Raw genomic sequence first — 13,440 nt, 5'->3', positions numbered from 1 at the left:
AGCGGGTGGAAGCGGCAGTTCGAACTGACAGTCAATTTTTCATAGGTTGTGCAAAGGTCTCGAATATACAGGCGCAGCAGGTGGGAACGGCTGCTCGAGCTGGCATCCAAGCACTCATAAGGTGTGCAAAGGTCTCATATAGAAACGGAATTGCATTTATGTCTACAAATTCTACTACTAACGAGAAGATGAATAAATTTATATATGCTGGGCACTTAAGAGATGATTTAAAGGAAAAGTCTGTAAAAGGTGGTATCGCTACTGTTACCAGACAAAGCATCGAATTTGTATTACAAATAGCTTCAGTAGCAGTTTTGGCTAGGATACTTGCTCCAAAGGACTTTGGCCTTGTTGCAATGTCAACAACTGTTCTGGGATTAGCCCATTTTTTTAAGGAGGCTGGTTTAACGATAGCTACGGTACAAAAGGAAGATATTACTCATGAACAGGTAAGTGCTTTGTTTTGGATTAACGTTGGAATTAGCATCGTTTTGTGTCTAATAATAGTGGTAACATCTCCAATTGTAGCATGGTTCTACGGAGAGCCAAAGCTAATTAATATTACAATTGTATCAGCAATTATAGTGTTGCTAAGCGGCCTAACCATTCAGCATCAAGCCCTTTTACGTAGGCAAATGAAATTTAGCACTTTGGCCTTTTTGTCCTTGGCCGCACGTTTATCAGGTATTCTATTTGGTCTTTATAGTGCCTTCAATGGGTTGGGGTATTGGGCATTAGTCATTATCTCATTGGCTCAAGCAACAACATACTTATTATTATTGTGGTTTTTCTGCGCTTGGAGACCAAGTAGGCCAAAGAATTTCTCTGAAGTTAGAGATTTGATTGCTTTCGGCGGCAACCTGACAATGTCTAGAATACTAGACTTTTCAAGGAGGCAATTGGATGATGTTCTAATCGGAGCGGTCTATGGCCCTGGTCCGCTTGCTTTATATACAAAAGCATATAGTCTAATGATGTTACCCATAAGACAGATAAACGACCCTTTAAGCGCGATTGCAGTTCCAGCATTAAGCAGATTACAATACAATCCAGAGCATTTCAGACGGTATTATTGCAAGTTTATTGAAGTCTTAGTTTTTTTTGGGTTTCCAATAATCGGATGTTGTGCGCTGCTTGCTAAAGATATTGTAATAGCTTTACTTGGTAAACAATGGATTGGCGCTATCCCCATTTTTATCGCTTTAATTCCCGCTGGTTTAGCGGGCCTTTTAGATATTTCGGGAAACACAATATTTATCTCAATGGGGCGCGTCAAAGAACAAATGAGAATCGAATTCTTGGGGTCTATAATAGTCTGTACTTCTATCGCTATAGCTGTAAATTTTGGGCCAATATATATTGCGTGGTCAGTAAGTTTATCCCAAATAATTGTTTTGTTAATAATTCTAAATGTCGCATTAAATAATAGCTATCTAAGAAAAAAGGATCTGGTTGCATCTATTTGGCGACCAGCTATAGCATCTTTTGGATCTTATTTCGTTACATTGTTTATTATTTATTTTTTCAGCATTAACGATTTGAATCCATTTATTAAAATTATTATAATTTCGCCAGGTTATATGATTGCTTATGCATTAATTATAAGTATGCTCCCAGAAGGTATCTTGTTTTTAAAGGAGTTGTTTTCTATGGTAAGAGAAGCTTTACAGCTTCATAAAATAATAAAAGGGTGAGTCTTCCCCTAATTAGTGTCGATCCATAAATGGTAATTTTCAGAGCTGCCGCTCTGCGGGTGGTCGGTGATTTTTAAGGATCACCGCCATCATAAAAGTTGAGGTTATTACATGTATCAAGAGAAATGCATTGATATTATTATTCCTTGCTATAATGAGAGCGAAATAATCAATCTAACTTTAGGTTCTATTAAAGATCTTTTTAAAAACGTTCCTTTTAAATATAATGTTGTCGTTGTTGATAACGGTTCTACTGACAACAGTATGGAAATTGTAGAGAAAAATAATGTTTCCGTTGTTATGAAAACTGAATGTTCAGTCGCAGAAGTTAGGAATTATGGTGCCGGGCTCTTAAAAGGTCAATATATCGTATTCCTAGATGCTGATGTGCTTATTACCAAAAGATGGATGAATGAGTTGATAAAATTTGTTGAAAGTAATACAAAAAAATACATCATAACAGGTAGTCCTGTCAACGTTTCCAGTAATCAATCTTTGCTAGAAAAATGCTGGTTTTCTGGCAGAAGGATCGGTAGTAACTATATTAATTCTGGGAATTTAATAGTAACTCGTTCTTTATTTGAAAAAATTAACGGATTTGATCCCAAGCTGATAACTGGAGAGGATTACGACTTTTGTGTGAGAGCTATAAATTTCGGTTCGATCATAAAAATCAATCCAAATTTTTACACAATCCACTACGGATTTCCCACTAAACTTTATGATTTCTTCAAGAGAGAAATGTGGCATGGTATTGGTGATTTCCAAGACTATCAAGCCTTTTTTTCATCAAAACCTGCAATTCTTGCAACATTCAATAGTATATTTTTGCTGGTGACATTGATAGGCTATCTTTTTTTTAAAAATTTCTATTTATTAATAGCTTATTCAATGTTCATAACATGTGTCACGTTTGTCATCTCAAAGCATAGGAGCCACCTTATAAGCTGTATTCCATACAATATGATTGTTAGTTTTGTTTACCTTGTAGCACGTTTCGCTTCGCTCTGGAAGGCGATAGCTTCTATTAATAAGAAAAGCATCCAGAGAAGCAGGAATAACGCCGGATGCAGTTAACAAACACCCCTAAAAGGGTTGGCATAAGGCGATAGCCCCAAAAAACTGGAAAGTATTAACCCGGCAATTAAATAGACAAGCTTTAAGCAGCATAGGCGATCTTTGGATGTTTGAAATATTTCATGACCCATCCAGGCGGCACTGGTTCAGTTCAATAGGTAATTTAGCCAAGGGTGTACAATTATCCCTTTTAATAACAGATGGTTATATTCAATACGGCTGGTTTTTCAGGTCTGTTATAACATATTGATATTATTGGATCACCTATTGAACTGAACCAGTGCCATCCAGGCAACTTTTGCAGTTTTTTCAAATGTGAAATGGCTTTACGTTTCAGTTCTTTTTTTGTTCTGGCAGGAACACCGGAATGGACGCCACCTTTCAGATCGCAGTTGAGATATTCGTCCGGATTCAACTCCGGTGAATATGATGGCAGAAAGAAAAGCTCGATTTCATTTTGTGCTGACCCTTCGAACCGTTAAGAGCTAACTGATGTCTTGGCCCTTGTCAATGACGTTCTCCACCTGCATAGCAGGTGGTATCAGGTTGCCCCCTTGAAGGGGCGTTAACGTTGGGAAAGCCCCGTTGGGGCTTGGTTTCAATTACCTATTCGAAATCCAGCTCCATTTGTTGCTTCTCAAATGCCTCTTGCTGGCGAATATAGGTCCGTATGGTTTCTGCATCTAAACCCACTGTGCTTACACAGTATCCGCGAGACCAAAAGCTCTTCGGTGTCGGCTGCCCTTTGCGATGCATATACTGGTGGATGCGTACGGCACTTTTGCCTTTCAAAAAGCCGATCGTGAAGGCGATGCTATATTTGGGAGGGATGCTCAGACACATGTGCACGTGGTCGCACTTTAATGTACCCTCCAGCATTTCGATCCCTCTTTGGCGGCACAGATCCTTCAATGTCTATCCGACTAAACGTTTGAATTTGCTGTACAGATTTCATTTCCGGTACTTCGGGGCGATTACCAAATGGTATTTACAATCCCAACGCACATGCGATAAACTTTTCCAATCATAAATAGGTTCTTCCTCCTTTAAGTCCCTACGGGGCTTTCCCGGTGGAAGAACCTATTTTATTTCTCGCGGGATAGGTAGAACCTTTCCGCGTCCACCACTAAAAGTGGTGGCTTAATGCCAGAGTTAATTAATAGACTGAAGTTTCGCAGTTAAAATCTGGACATTTTAGAGGGATAATAATCCGAAAATATTAGAAAAAATAATTGAAAAGCGGCTCTGAATTTAGCGATATTAGACATCGCCAAACACCTAATATCACTAAAGAAAGAACCGCTATGAATTACCCTAATACATTTTCCCTCTCCTTGCAAAAACAATCTGATTCGGGCCGGATCATTGACGACCGTGAACTCAATCGTGCGTTTACCGAACTCAAGTTCCGTTCATTGGCCCGACAAAGCAACATCACCAAAAAAAGAGGCTATGAAACACTCTCGCTCATATTTGTTTTCGTGCTACTGCCTTTTCTCAAGCGAAGCCTCTGCAGTTTCTGTAATGGCGGCTATCTGCAAAATTACGTCCAGGCCCATAAAGACACGTTCTATCGGTTCTTGAACAATGAACGTTTCAACTGGCGCAAACTGGTCCAGTTGCTGGCATCAAAGATCATTGCCATGAGTAAAAAAGTCCCCTTGAAAGAAAAAGTGTTGATCGCCGATGATTCCATCTGTCCCAAATCGGGCAAAGAGATCGAATTGGTCAGCTATCATTTCGATCACAAAGTCAGGCGTTCCATTCTTGGCAACCAGTATCTGCAATTGGGCTTTCATGACGGGTTGCATTTTTTTCCTATCGATGGTGCCTTCCATACATCCAGTCACCGGCCCAACACCGATATGCGGGATATCGACAAGCGTACCAATGGCTGGAAGCGACGTAAGGAAGCGCTGAGTAAAAAAACCGACGTTCTGGTTCAGATGCTCGACAGAGCCTGGAGGTCGGGCATTGATGCCAGCTTCGTCTTGTTCGACAGCTGGTTTGCCCACGACGATATCATCCATCGCATCGTCGATGTCGGTTATGGCGTCATCTGCCGATTAAAGCGCAACCGGGTCAAATACGGTTATCAAGGCGGCGCATACACGCTCAAACAACTATGGCAACAGGTCGCCAAAAAACAGACCGTCTGGATCAAGGATCGCACGATTAAGGGCGTAAGCCTCGACGTCACGTTGAAAAAGACCGGCTCGGTTCGGGTGTTGTTCGTTTCCGATGGTCGCAAACAGTGGCAGGCCCTGCTTTGCACTGATACCGACCTGGAGCCATCCCGGATTCTTGACTATTACGCCCGCCGTTGGTCCATCGAAGTATACTTTAAAGATGCCAAGCAGATGCTTTACATGGGAAAAGAGCAGAGCAATACGTTTGACGCTTTGATTGCCAGCCAGAGCCTGGTAATGATCCGGTATCTGCTATTGGTCTACATCCAGATAAAACACGGGCTGAACGCCTGCGTTGGTCCGCTGTTTCGGCAAACGTCGGATAATCAGTCATTGTGGATGTTCAGCCGTGCCGTCTGGGACCGTGTCAAAGAACTAATTTTTAAGTCAAGCGATATACTTTCGTACCGTATCGAACCTGATTTGCTTTTTCATTTTATTGATATCATAGAAGATCTCATCGCTGAACAAAGTCGATGGGTTACTGCGAAACTTTAGTTAATAGATATGATTTCATTTAATTTAACTTACATTTCGCATGGCGGGCGAATAATTTTTTAATTTTCTTATGTTTTTGTTTTTTAAAATCAATCAGGTAGCTTTAAATTGCCACCAGCCATCTTGAAGATAATTGTAGATCGCCTCGGGTATCTCCAACAACCGGTTGATAAGTTTGTGCATGTCACCGATTCCCTTCACCACTGATTGTATACATACGCCATTCCGGATTATCTGCGAGAAGTGGACATTACGATAGAAATAACGGATGTTATTCCAAGTCGGCTTTTTTGTATTCATCCCTTGGGGTAATATGGGCAGCTTGTCTATCTCCTCGGCTGTCATATTCATCCGTATCTTTCGTTCGATAAGGGACACAATCATCAAGGCTATAAAATATAAAAAGAGCATGGCTTCAATACGGTGCTCCTTTTTTAAAAAAACAGGCGCTACTTCCAGAATCGATTTTTTGGTATACATCCGTTTTTCAAGGAATGGTTGGTTTTTATATTTTCCTAATACCTCACTGGCTTCAAGCTGCGTATTAGTAATCAAGGGAAAAACGCCATCAGTTCGCGATGCTTCGGTAAGAGATTGTTCGTTTAACTGCCACTCAATGCGGTGGGTATATTTCCATTTATTTTTGTAGATGCTTTGTGGAGACGGTCTGCCGGGAGATACTTTCACCTTGATCTGTTTGCGATCGGTTACTATCCGGACCTCTACAAACTCTTTAACATCCTTGACAATCTTATCGATAGCGGCCTTGATTTCCCTTTTGGTTTTCAAATGATACGCATTGAGTTTAGGTGACAGGCTTTCTAACTGTTCAATGGCCTTATCGATCTTTTTCTGTCTTTTGGCTTCGTCCTCTTTTTGTTTGGAACTGCTGTGAACAAAAATGACCCGAAAGCCTTCTTCGGTCAGTTCGGTCTCATAGGTGCGGTAAACGGTAAACTCACCTTTCTTCCGTGAGTTTTCAACGCTAACGGCGTCTTCCCAAGGCACTTCGTTTTTTTTCAGATATTTGATGAACTGGATGTATTCCTTGTGATTCTTCGGAACGATGGTGATAAACAGCCCTCCTTCACCAGCGATGTGCTTTAGATTCTTTTCGGTTTTCAACTTGCAGTCGGCGATGTAAATGAAATCCTCTTTTCCCAACAATGTGCGCAGGCCGTTCCAGTTGGGAATATGGGTCACATCATCGGTCGTATTCCCGTCAAATAGCTGATAACTGAGTGGAACATGTCCGTCCGCCGTGATATTCAGACCAAATACAACTTGTTTGCAATCGGGTCGAAAATCCTTGTTGTGCCCATGCTTAAGCTTGACCGCTTCCGGATCGGGAGTTTCGTATTTGCCGATGAAAGTCACGGATGTGCTATCATTATGTATTTCCTCCGTAAGTAACTGGTGTACCGATATGGCATTGCAAGAAGCCTCGGTCATCAGCGTATGGCGGTCTGCATGAAATAATGCTGATAGTGCCCTGGCAAGACGATCATCGTTAAAAAAATTTGGCTCGACCGGTTCTGTTACAAGTCCATCTGTATATTGGCACAACCATTCTTGAATCTTGTATAGTGGTTTGTTGTCACAGATGATGTTGGCGATTAAGATACACAAGCTTTGCGCATGCTCCGCAAGACTTCCGTCGGATGCCGGAACATACTTTGAAAAAAGGTTGAAAAGGTCAAGCTGATCCATGAAATACTTGACCATTGGCAATACATCAACTTGCTTGAATCGAGTTTCAAATTGCTCCATAACGCCTCCGTAGTCTCGGTTATGAGGCGCTTGGATATAGATGAAGGAATCATTTTGCCAGCCTCATACATTGTATGCATAACAGATGAGGCCGGAATTGTCCAGTGCTTATTTAATCTATTTTTTCAATATGTTATAGACTTGCCCCGCCTTGAGCAATAAACTTGGTAATTACCGTTTCACTCGTGCGAAATGTAAGATTTAATTCTTGAACCCTAAAATTTTCGGGAGCTGTGAGTGAGGAAGTATTAGATTGATCACTATCCAAAGTTCCGATGGGTTCCGTTGAAACAACAACTTCATCGATATATCGATATCCAATAGCTGAGTCTGAGGACTGTCCGTACCCATCAAAATTAATCTCATCAATATAAAGCCCTGACTGCTCAGTGCCCCTGTTGTTAATATTGTAATGCGCAGCAACTTTTACCCCATCAACCCATGCTTCAAAGATACCGTTATTCCATTCCGGGGCTTGGGCAAATTTGATGTGATACTCATAACAAGTCCATTCAGAACTGGGGAAAAATAAACCAGATAAATTATAATCTTCAACATTGGATGTGTCTCTCGCCGCTCCCGAGGCACCATAGCTTATTTGCTTAAGATATCCAGTTTCATACACTCTGCCAAAAGTAACATTTGCATATGTACTACTATCTCCATCCGCTCTTTGCCCAAATATTTTTAACCACTTCTGTCCAGCTGTGCTTTTCTCAACTTTTGCGTAGAATCGAATATAAAGTTCTAAATAATTGCCTAAACCTTCAATGTCTATATACGCTTTTCCTCCCGTGCCATAGTCGCGCATACAGCCGCTATTGTTTACACCACCCGTTGAAAGTTTTTCAAAGTTAACGTATTGCCATCCACCAGAACCATTAAAATCGCTTCCTGACCAATTCAGGCTATCCGAAAAAAGTGTTTTGCCAAATGCCAGCCCCGTGAATAGGCAGAAAATGCAGGTTGCGAGAAAAATTTTAAATATTTTTGCCACTATAAACTCCTTTTGCTGGTGTTTAGATTGGAGATGCATTGTGTTCTTAATAGGGATAAGCAAAATATATGCCGTAAATTAAAATTTCTTTTAAATATCGCATCCTCCACAAAAAAGACATAGGCTATAAGTGAATGTTTTAAATAGCTCAATATCCTTTTTGAAATACCAAGTATGCATAATGAATGCCAACTAACTTATCCCATATGCTTTGGCAATGATAAATGCCTAAACATTGCAATGCGGTTTGCAAAGTTGAAGAAATGCCTCCTTAGAAGCATGAACCCCACCTTTAAGGTATGCAAAATAGGAAGAATTCAATTAATGAGGCAATTTGAGCTCCATTTAGCTTCGTAACCCTAAGAAAATTATATACAAAACCAATGACCAGGTACTATTTGGCATAGTTGCAGTAAATTAAGCCTTGGGCTATGCCCAAGCAACCAAAAAGGGCTTTCCCAACAACATCGCCCTCCTCGGATGGGGCTTCATCAAACCACCCGCTAAGCAGGTTGTCGGTAATAGATGAAAATTTGCTAAAGATAATTTTGTATACAGAGTCGCTATACTTTTAGGCAACTCAACCTTATTGCTAAAATTACGTTGTTATGGATTATGTTTTAATGAATTTTACATCCAAATTAAAATCAATTTCAAAAAATTCTACAGTCAACATTTTAAATGCTCTAAAATATTGGCAAAGAAAGTGTGCCACATTAAAAAATAATGGATCGATTATTTTAATGTACCATCGAATTATAAAAAAGGAAGAGGTCGGGGCATACTTGCAGAGTGGCATGTATGTAACCCCCCAAACTTTTGAAGAAAATTTAAGAACTATTAAAGAGATTTGTAGTATAAAGCCTTTAAGAACTCTTCTTTCTTATCAAAGCTATAATCAAAAAGCTTCTGTTTATAATCCTCAACCCTGTTGTTGCTTAACATTTGACGATGGTTGGATTGACTTCTACCATAATGCCTTTCCTATTTTAAAAGAACATAATATCCCCGCTACTCTCTTTGTTCCGACCGCATTCATTGGCAAAAAAAAATGGTTTTGGACTGATCGGCTATCTTTTCTTCTTTGTCAGGTAGAGGATTATAAAATTAATGAGAAAAAGGCTATCCCAATAAATAACTTGGTAAATGAAATCCTTTCGATAGATGGAGCTATTTCAAATCGCATCGAAAAGAGCATTGAGCGACTTAAAATTGAGTCAATTGAAAAAATTGAATCTACCATTAAAGAAATTTCTTTAAGGTTTGGTATTTCTTCTTCACCATCAGGTATGCCGTTTGTGAATTGGGAACAAATAGAAGAAATGAAAAACTCAGGATTAATTACCATAGGGTCACACACGCACAAACACCCTATTCTTACCAACTGCAGCCAAAATGAAATTGAAATGGAGTTAACCGAATCAAAGAGAATATTGCTTGAAAAAAAGGTTGTGGATGAATCTTTTATACCATTTTGTTATCCCAATGGAAATTACGATGAGCAAATATTGCAAATGGTAAAAAAGGCAGGATATCACTTGGCAGTTACAACAGAAAAAGGCTGGAATCGAATTGGTTCGAATTGCTTTAAATTGAAACGTATCGGCATACACCAGGACATAACTTCAACGCCGGCTATGTTTGGTTGCCGCATTGCAGGTATTTTTTAAGTGCGCGATATGATGTTGAAAACTTTATACTGCAGTTGCTTGAAAAAATTAATATGCTGAAAGTCACGACAATAGCCTCGGGAGACCTATGGGCTGGCGCCGAGGTAATGATTTGGCAACTTATTGGGCAGTTACGACGCTATCGTGATGTGGAGCTTTCGGTATTGCTACTCAATGAGAATCGGCTCGCAGCAGAAATTCGTTCTTTGGGTGTCCATGTTGATATTATTGATGAAAGCAAACATACTTTTATTCCACTTTTCTGGAAAACACGTAACCTAATAAAATCAAATGCACCTGATATCATTCATGCACATCGCTATAAAGAAAATCTTCTTGCATTTTTAGCTGGAGGAGTTGGGAATAAAGCTGTCTTGATAACGACTCAACATGGCATGTCCGAATCCACAGTGCGTCAGGGAATCGGGGCGCGGATTAAATCCAGAATAAATCAATATCTCCTTGGGCATCAATTTAATTCTCTGGTGGGGGTTTCTAAAAACATCAGTGGCTTTTTTATCAATGATTGCAGGGCTAACCCGAAAAACGTCTGTATCCTGCATAACGGTATAAAGTTGCCGCCATATCAATTGCCAACGACTCGACAATATTCTGTGGCAGGATCGGCCGGGCGATTTTTTCCTGTCAAAGATTATACTTTATTAGTTGAGATCGCCAAGTGCGTTACAAATCGCGATAAAAATATTCGCTTTGAAATCGCAGGAGACGGCCCTGAACGACCCAAATTGGAAACTCAAATTTCAAAATACTCACTTGATGGTGCATTCCATCTACGCGGTCATCAACATGATATGGCGCCGTTCTATAGAGGTTTGGATATTTATATCAACACATCCGTACACGAAGGTATCCCCATGAGCATATTGGAGGCCATGTCCCATGGTTTGCCTGTTGTGGCTCCCAAAGTTGGTGGAATCGTCGAAATTATTGATGATGGCATTGACGGCTTTCTGATCCCAACCCGGAAGCCGGAGGATTTTGCAGAAAAAATATTGTTGCTGCAAAATTTTGAACTGCGTATGAAAATGGGACTGGCGGCAAGAAAAAAGGTCGAACAACGGTTTTCTGCTGAGCATATGGCTCAACAATATTATGAATTGTATCGCCAATTGGCGGAGAGACCGAGCTAACCCTGCGCTCGCAGATTTTTTTTGGATTGACAGCCTTTTCAATACACCACTTGCCCCTGAATGGTACAACTTTTTTCACTCCTGTGTGCAAATTTGGTTCAGGATAGTAATTTAGGTCCGAGATAATGTCCAAAACTAAGACTTGGATTTGGAGCAAATAGCACTTTGAAAGGCAGATTGAATGAATAAAATCCCATCAGCTGCAATTGGACGGATCGGTATTCAAACAGTTCGTAGTTATGATGTAACCGAAAAAGACATCAAACGCTTTGCCCAGGCCATAGACGATCCCAATTTTTTGTGGGGTCGCACCAAGCAAACATACTGAAAAGACAATAAATATCTGTAGCGACCGGGGTTGTAGCGACCGGGGTCGCCAAGCTGGATGCTTAATTGGTGCGGGTTTAGGCCTAAAAATAGGCTGTTTTTTGGTCTTAAACCGATGTTTTGGGGGCCCAAAAGAGCGGTTTAAGAAATTAGCAGATGGGTGATTGGCAGCAAGGAATTAAAAAAATCCAACGATTTACAACGATTTTTTCAGCCGCAGGCTGTCCCTTGCCTGGCCGAAGCAATTGCGGGACGTCCTTAAGAAACTAAAGAAAGTAGCGGGGGTCAGGTCTTCATTCTTGACAAGATCAGAAACCAATTGCCTCACGCAAAGCCGCAGAGATCGCAAAGAAGATAAGGGACGGTTGGCTTCGCCAAAATTAAGTTGAATTTTGTATTCGGAAATATACTGGGTGTATGGGAAGGGATAAAGGGTGGTAGGTGATGGAAACGGGTTCAAGGATTCCAGGATTCAAGAAAAAAAGCTGATTGCTCATAGGGCATAGCTGGAAATGCGAGAAAAGCGGGAATTGCGGGACGTCCTTAACCCATCTTTTCCGCTTGAATTTAATATTTACTGTAATTTCTAATAGTTGAGTCATACGCTAAGGCGTTTATGGCACTACTTATTTTTTATACCTCATATTTCACCACTTTTCCTGGACTATGAGGTACACCCAGTGCATCATAAATTTTTAGCTGACGAGACTCTGCTTTTGTGCTTTTTCTAACATGTATTATCTCGCCATTTTTACTTCTCATTACTGCTGTTGTTCGATTTTGGCCGTCTAATTCTTTTCTCAAATCGGACCAACTTGTATGAATCCCATTTTCTTTAAGTCTAAACCTGATTGTATGAACGTGGTGATAAGCTAATAATGTGATAAAGAGATGTCCTTTTACTCTCCTCGTTATTTGATGAAACACCGGCCGTAAACCCAACTCCGATTTTAAACTTCGAAATACAGCTTCAAGATCAGTCAACATCGTATATGTACGCCAAAGAATAGTTTCATCCAGATCGTTCAAGTTTGTTCTCAAACAATAAACGCCTGGATTTGAATCTGAAGAATCAGAATTTTTTTTTATCTTCCAGGTAATCTTTGTCGCCTTCTTTGATCCTTTATCTTTATGGATGGTAATCTCATAATTTTTAGCAGCTTTGGTATATTTTTGTTTCAGCCGTCCTACTTTTTCAACAACCTTCTCATAAATCTTTAGCCGACCTTTTTGATTTAAACCATCGTTCAATGATTTTAAGTCTGCTTCAAATCTTTCTGAAAATCGATTTTAAATGCTCTGATCCTTTTTTGCTCGCTCACTTGAATGACAATAAATTTCAGTCTCTTCTGTTTCCTTGACATATTTTTTGTACGCTTTAACAATGTAATCCTTATCTCTTTTTACTTCAACAGCTTTATCATGATTAAATTCTCTATGTCTTTTCCTGCTGACAACAAGGTATCGGTAATGATTCGCCTGCAACCATTGTACATTATCGTTTGTTGCTATCCCGGCATCCATTACGACGACTGGTTTCTTTTTATCAAAAACACTCATCTGCTTATCGTCTTCTAATGAACTTTCTGATGGTTTATTCAAACTTGAAATCATTTCTTCCAGTGTTGATGGCTCACTAACGTTTCCGGAAAATATTTTACTTCTTCTTGGAAAGCCGCTACTGTCCAAAACTAAAGCCAAAGTTACCAAGGGACAGTCTGAGCGTTTTTCTTTTGATTTTAGCGTGAAATTGGGGACGGGCCAAGTCAAATAACTGGAATTAAATCGGAAAAGTTTAAAATGATGCCTTATTTAGGGTCTATATCGCGATTTTTAAGGCCAAAAATCGAATTATAGGCGGATTGTTCTTCCCTCAGTTCAAATGCCCCTTCGGTGGGTCTGACGGAGCGACCCTTTGCGGATTAGCCACGGACACACACAGACGAACACGGACAAATTTCAAGCAACAGGGGCAGGTCTTCATTCTTTACATATTCCATTATTTGTGATTAATCTTTTTGAAAAAGAACCATCAGAGGACAGGAATGCGCCGGCTATGTTCATTCC

Annotated in this window: 11 protein-coding genes and 1 pseudogene; 6 read left to right on the top strand and 6 right to left on the bottom strand. The window is 40.1% G+C overall.

Annotated features, from left to right (window positions below; genetic code table 11):
- Positions 1 to 5: 5 nt before the first annotated feature.
- Together GN112_RS08560 and GN112_RS08555 are read left to right on the top strand one after the other, a co-directional pair.
- Positions 6 to 1,694 carry a lipopolysaccharide biosynthesis protein gene (locus tag GN112_RS08560; RefSeq protein ID WP_155309821.1) on the top strand — a complete coding sequence of 563 codons (1,689 nt, stop codon included), beginning with the start codon at positions 6 to 8 and terminating at the stop codon, positions 1,692 to 1,694.
- Between the two features lie 111 nt (positions 1,695 to 1,805).
- Positions 1,806 to 2,771, top strand: coding sequence for a glycosyltransferase family 2 protein (locus tag GN112_RS08555; protein ID WP_155309820.1), 966 nt, complete (start codon positions 1,806 to 1,808; stop codon positions 2,769 to 2,771).
- Between the two features lie 190 nt (positions 2,772 to 2,961).
- On the opposite strand, the gene GN112_RS35190 is transcribed toward GN112_RS08555, so the two are convergent.
- Positions 2,962 to 3,222, bottom strand: coding sequence for a transposase (locus GN112_RS35190; protein ID WP_414736142.1), 261 nt, complete (start codon positions 3,220 to 3,222; stop codon positions 2,962 to 2,964).
- Between the two features lie 155 nt (positions 3,223 to 3,377).
- Positions 3,378 to 3,683, bottom strand: coding sequence for an IS200/IS605 family transposase (gene tnpA / locus GN112_RS34285; protein WP_269434897.1), 306 nt, complete (start codon positions 3,681 to 3,683; stop codon positions 3,378 to 3,380).
- 392 nt (positions 3,684 to 4,075) lie between these two features.
- Here tnpA and GN112_RS08540 point away from each other — a divergent pair, with 392 nt between their 5' ends.
- Positions 4,076 to 5,458, top strand: a complete 1,383-nt coding sequence (locus tag GN112_RS08540; RefSeq protein WP_155309819.1) for an IS4 family transposase — start codon at positions 4,076 to 4,078, stop codon at positions 5,456 to 5,458.
- Positions 5,459 to 5,551: 93 nt separating this feature from the next.
- Here the strand turns inward: GN112_RS08540 and GN112_RS08535 are convergent, their stop codons facing one another.
- Together GN112_RS08535 and GN112_RS08530 are read right to left on the bottom strand one after the other, a co-directional pair.
- Positions 5,552 to 7,228 (bottom strand): IS1634 family transposase, encoded by a 1,677-nt coding sequence (locus GN112_RS08535; protein ID WP_155309818.1) that lies wholly within the window; start codon positions 7,226 to 7,228, stop codon positions 5,552 to 5,554.
- Between the two features lie 133 nt (positions 7,229 to 7,361).
- Positions 7,362 to 8,225 carry a hypothetical protein gene (locus GN112_RS08530; RefSeq protein ID WP_155309817.1) on the bottom strand — a complete coding sequence of 288 codons (864 nt, stop codon included), beginning with the start codon at positions 8,223 to 8,225 and terminating at the stop codon, positions 7,362 to 7,364.
- Between the two features lie 623 nt (positions 8,226 to 8,848).
- Between GN112_RS08530 and GN112_RS08525 the strand changes: the two genes are divergently transcribed.
- From GN112_RS08525 to GN112_RS08515, 3 genes are all read left to right on the top strand, one after another.
- Positions 8,849 to 9,895 (top strand): polysaccharide deacetylase family protein, encoded by a 1,047-nt coding sequence (locus GN112_RS08525; protein WP_162458844.1) that lies wholly within the window; start codon positions 8,849 to 8,851, stop codon positions 9,893 to 9,895.
- A 53-nt stretch (positions 9,896 to 9,948) separates the two neighbouring features.
- Complete coding sequence (locus tag GN112_RS08520) at positions 9,949 to 11,046, top strand: glycosyltransferase family 4 protein (RefSeq protein ID WP_155309815.1); 1,098 nt, start codon at positions 9,949 to 9,951, stop codon at positions 11,044 to 11,046.
- Between the two features lie 181 nt (positions 11,047 to 11,227).
- The gene (locus tag GN112_RS08515) at positions 11,228 to 11,374 is read left to right on the top strand and encodes a hypothetical protein (RefSeq protein WP_155309814.1); all 147 of its coding nucleotides are present in this window, start codon (positions 11,228 to 11,230) and stop codon (positions 11,372 to 11,374) included.
- 632 nt (positions 11,375 to 12,006) lie between these two features.
- Here GN112_RS08515 and GN112_RS08510 read toward each other — a convergent pair.
- Positions 12,007 to 12,639, bottom strand: a pseudogene (locus GN112_RS08510) (IS1634 family transposase); the annotation flags it as partial.
- A gap of 24 nt (positions 12,640 to 12,663) precedes the next feature.
- Positions 12,664 to 13,083 carry a transposase gene (locus GN112_RS08505; RefSeq protein WP_269434896.1) on the bottom strand — a complete coding sequence of 140 codons (420 nt, stop codon included), beginning with the start codon at positions 13,081 to 13,083 and terminating at the stop codon, positions 12,664 to 12,666.
- Positions 13,084 to 13,440: the final 357 nt, after the last annotated feature.

This window comes from Desulfosarcina ovata subsp. ovata (genome assembly GCF_009689005.1).
In the GTDB taxonomy this organism is placed as follows: Bacteria; Desulfobacterota; Desulfobacteria; order Desulfobacterales; family Desulfosarcinaceae; genus Desulfosarcina; species Desulfosarcina ovata.
Note: the sequence above shows the minus strand (reverse complement) of the source record. Positions and strands in the feature narration are given on the sequence as shown.